Origin of the sequence: Gilliamella sp. B2911 (assembly GCF_026536965.1) — a bacterium.
GTDB lineage: Bacteria > Pseudomonadota > Gammaproteobacteria > Enterobacterales > Orbaceae > Gilliamella > Gilliamella apicola_E.
In genome coordinates, this window is the sequence record NZ_JAFNNA010000022.1 from 1 (window position 1) to 4,477 (window position 4,477).

Consider the following 4,477-nt stretch of genomic DNA (forward strand, 5'->3'; position numbering starts at 1 on the left):
TTGTTTTTTTCGTGGTCTTTTTCCTTCCTTTTTCGGGTCACGCATTGACATCACAGACAACAGCAAATCAGATACAGGGTACTCCTCCTTATTTGACTTTCGACGGTGGTCGTACACGTGCTGTCGATGCTAACGGTCTGCTTGGGATTACACTATCTGATGGTGCACATTATACGCCTTCTACCAATTCATCATCTGCAACTCCAATCTCCTTGCCCGTTGAGGGACAGAGTTTTGCTGATATAAGTATGTTCGTTCCTACTGATACAAATTCAGTCGATTTAAGTACACTTATCGGTCCTCCTAATAATTATTGGGGGGATGATGATGGTGATGCTGACGTTACTGCTACAGGTTCTTTAAGTTTATCTATCGTCGATAAAAGCGGTCAAACGGTATCACGTAGTACCGTTCCAACAATTTGTAAGGCACCTTATAAGGTTACGTTATCCAGTTCTGACGGTACATTATCTACTCGTTATGGATTTCCTAATCGTAGTACTTTCAGTGCTCGTAGTGAGACTTATTACGTCAATCCTAAGGCTTCGCCGGTGGTTTGTTTTGCCAGACCTAATTTGACAGAAGGTAGCGGTCGATTTGCTGGTCCTGCTTCGATGTGGGACCCAGCTAATGGTTTTATCCCTCAGTCAACTGGCCCATCCTTTTACGGTAGAAACTTTCCTACAACTGGCGCTAATGGATTGTACTTTGATTTAGATATTAGTGGTAGTAGTCAGCCATTGTCTTGGTCTCCTGTTTCTCATGGAGGTATCACTGCTACTATGTCTAATCCTACTGCTACAAGCGTACGCGTTACTTTAACTGGTCCTTACGCTACCGAATCCCAGATTAATTCATCCAGTCCTATTCCTATTTCTAAACCTACTTTGCCTCAGACTTTCGAGTTGGTCGGTCGTGATACTAATGGTAATCCTGTTGTCAAATATGGTTTTACTTTGAAGCAGTGGTTCGTGAACACTGGTTCTGTGGAGAAAAATTATTCTAATACATTATCTTGGTGTAATAGTCTTGGTTATCGAGTGCCTAGCGTAAAGGATTTAACCAACGGATCTTGTCCTAACAACGATCCTGCCTGTCGCGGTTCAGTAGGCGCCACCCCTTCCTCACCAGGTCGTTATTACATGCGTCATATAGGTTCTGGTTTTTTAGCTGAGTGGGGCAAAATGGAGGATTACTCAGGCGTTGGCTTCTACACCGATTTTTACTGGACTAGTGACCCGAATGGTAGTTCCCAGCAGTTTCTCGTGCTCGCAAACAGCGGTCACGTGGATTGGCACTACACCTTCTACTCCCACTACGGACTTTGCTCCCATCCTTAGTTTTTATTTCTTCGTCCTTAATCCTTAAGGCGGGGGTGGGGGGGGATAAAAAATAGTGTTGAGTCATTAAAAGTAAGCTGACTCAACGAGTCAACGTCGTTTAGCCATAAAAAGCGATTTTGTGGCTAAGCGACGCTTCAATTAACCGCCTCGGCGGGTTTATTTTTGAGGCGATTTTATCGCAAAAAAAGTTGAGGAGCGGGGTTTTTGATGTCTCCAAACTTTATGTAAAAATCACATAATTACCAAAAACATTAAGTTTAAATACTAAAAATTCACTATAAAAAACACTTTTTCTAAAGAACTAAAAAGAAATCATAATTTTATATTAAACAATAGATAAGTATTTATTTTCTAGGGTTATAAATTAACGAATTTACAAAGATTAACAATAGTGATAGAAAAAAATATTGCATCGTGTTTTTACAGTCACTATACTTTTTTTACATCGCTTTAGATAAGCGATTAATATTTTAAATACAAAATAACAAATTTAATCATAAAGTTACTTGACAAGGTAGTCAAAATGCATTATAATTTTAAACAGCCAACAGCCAACAGCCAACTTGCCAAACCTATAATTTAAATTCGCCTAAGTTAAGCCCCAAACTTAATTTATTCACAAAAGCTTATTTTTTCACGAAATGTATTAGAATTCTGCGAATTTTCGCGCGATCATTTTTTTGCTCCTTTTATCGATCCTTGCATCGTTCCAAATTATCCCAGCAGACTTTGCTAAGTGTGGTACTTTTACTTCCTATTTCTTTTTCTTGCCACTCATTAACATCTAAAACATCGAATATTATTCACGGTACCGCGCCGTATTTAACGCTTGACGGTGGTCGCACTCGTGTAGTTGATACCGATGGTCTGCTCGGGATATCTTTATCTAATGGTGCTAAGTACACACCTTCTACCAATAATTCATCAATATCCAACCCAATAGCGTTGCCAGTTGCTGGTCAGACTTTTGCTGATATAGGCATGTTGGTTCCAGCCAATACTAATTCAATCGATTTAAGTTCTCTTATTGGTCCGCCATATAATTATTGGCAGGATGATGATGGAGATACTGACGTTTCAGCCACTGGCACGTTAAGTTTATCTATTGTGGATAAAAATAACCAAGCAGTATCACGTGATAGTGTGCTAACAATCTGTAACGCACCTTATCAAGTTAAATTATCCAGTACCAATGGCACATTAAGCACTCGTTATGGTGTTCCTGCTACTCGTTATTATAGTGCGAGTAATGTTGCTTATTATATTAATCCTAAAGCATCACCAGTTATTTGTTATGCTAGTTCAGATATGACATACGGTTCAGATAAATATGCCGGCCCTGCATCGATGTGGGATCCTACTAAGGGTTTTCTCACGCAATCAGCTACGCCATCATCTTATGGTTTAAACTTTCCGACTACTGGTGCTCATGGCTTGTACTTTGATTTAGATATTGGTGGTAGTAATCAAGCATTGTCTTGGGCGCCGGTTTCTCATGGGGGTATAACCGCTACTATGACTCATTCATCAAGTACAAGCGTACGTGTCACACTAACAGGTCCTGTTGCTACCGAATCCCAATGGCGCTCTAGCAACCCTGGTTATATACCAAAACCCTCTTTACCACAGACATTCGAGTTAATCGGTCGTGACAGTAGTGGTAATGTAGCAGTTAAATATGGATTTGAGTTAAAACAGTGGTTTGTCAACCGCGGAGATGTACGTGATAGTTATTCTAATACATCAGCTTGGTGTACAAATATAGGTTATCGTCTTTCTAGGGTTAGCGATTTAACTAATGCAGTTCGTTCAGATGTGGTAGTACCAGGTGCCACACCTGCATCATCTCGTAATAATTTTCAGCGTCGAATCGGTGCGGGATTTTTTACGGAATGGGGATCTATGACCATTTTCTCAGGAGTAGGCTTTAACTACGATTATTGGTACTGGACGAGTGACAAAAATGGTGGCGATCAGTTTATTGTATACTCCTACCACGGTACGGTGAGTTGGCATAGCAATCGTGACTATGGGCTTTGCGCCTCAGAACTTTGATAGTTATTTCTTGGTCCTTAATTCCTTAAATGCGGAACTGAGGACTAGAAAAAATAGTGTTTATTCACTATACAATTTTTAACATCTATAAACTTAAAAGTATCTTTGACGATTAGCCAATCATTGAAAACAACATATTGAAATTAATTAATAAAGCTAAAAACCATCTAAAGGTCGTTTTTTATTGTGGGAATATCATAAATTTCGTACTATTAGCTTAAATTATTTATAAGTTATTTATAGGGAAATATATGAAAAAAATAATATTAACCGTTTTTATTTTATTAGGACTAACGGCTTGTACGACTACCTCAGAATATAGAAAAAATTTAGATGTATGGAAAACGTACACATCTAACAAATCTGTTGAAAATGTTTCTGAATGCATTCTTGTTGAGTGGCAAAAAGAAAGGTTAGGGTGGGCGTATGCGACTCTTCAAAAAACAGGTATTTATCATACTGTCTATACTGGTGAATTTATCGATGTTAGTGACACTTTTAAAGATAATGGAATTACTCGAGTGAATTTTTATTCTTATCGTGGTGACATGGATTTATGGAAAGGGAAGCAAAAACGAACTGAAGCTATTGAGAGATGCTTATAGCTATAGTTAAAAATCTTTATCAAAGTGCATGGAATAATTGTATTGATAAGCTTATTTTGTCTACATATTCGGCGGAGTTGAACGGGACGTCTCTGAGGAAATGCTTATCAATAATTAGCCAGATTCAGAATCTAGCGATAAAGCATTTTAGTGTAGACGAAGCTTAAACCATCCGTCTTAATTGAGGTGTTTTTGAGGCGTTTCAAAAAAAGTTGAGGAGCGGGGTTTTTGGGGTTTTAAATGTCACTTAAAAAATTATTAAAATATCAAAATCACTAAATTTTTAATTCTAAGTCCTAAAATAAAATTTTTCAGGATCAATCGCTCTAATTTTAAAGATTTGTAATTACAATATATATAATTAAAACAAAAATTAAGTAAGCATAAGCTAGATCCTTTTTAGATCTTATTTACAAAAGTTAACGTAAATGAGCGAAAAAAAGTGTTGCATCGTGTTTTTCCAATCACTATACT

The 4,477-nt window shown here is 37.7% G+C and carries 3 protein-coding genes; all 3 read left to right on the forward strand.

Annotated elements, in window-relative coordinates; all coding sequences use genetic code 11:
• Positions 1-1,340, forward strand: a 1,340-nt coding sequence (locus tag J3U27_RS11450) for a hypothetical protein (RefSeq protein WP_267377487.1), incomplete at its 5' end; no start/stop codon positions are given.
• Between the two features lie 741 nt (positions 1,341-2,081).
• A complete protein-coding gene (locus J3U27_RS11455; protein WP_267377489.1) occupies positions 2,082-3,398 on the forward strand; it encodes a hypothetical protein in 1,317 nt (438 codons plus the stop codon).
• Positions 3,399-3,649: 251 nt separating this feature from the next.
• A complete protein-coding gene (locus J3U27_RS11460; RefSeq protein WP_267330156.1) occupies positions 3,650-4,003 on the forward strand; it encodes a hypothetical protein in 354 nt (117 codons plus the stop codon).
• The last annotated feature ends 474 nt before the right edge of the window (positions 4,004-4,477 follow it).

Bases quoted from the DNA above. Each gene is read 5' to 3' on its own strand.
- J3U27_RS11460 (WP_267330156.1), top strand. From the start codon at position 3,650: ATGAAAAAAATAATATTAACCGTTTTTATTTTATTAGGACTAACGGCT.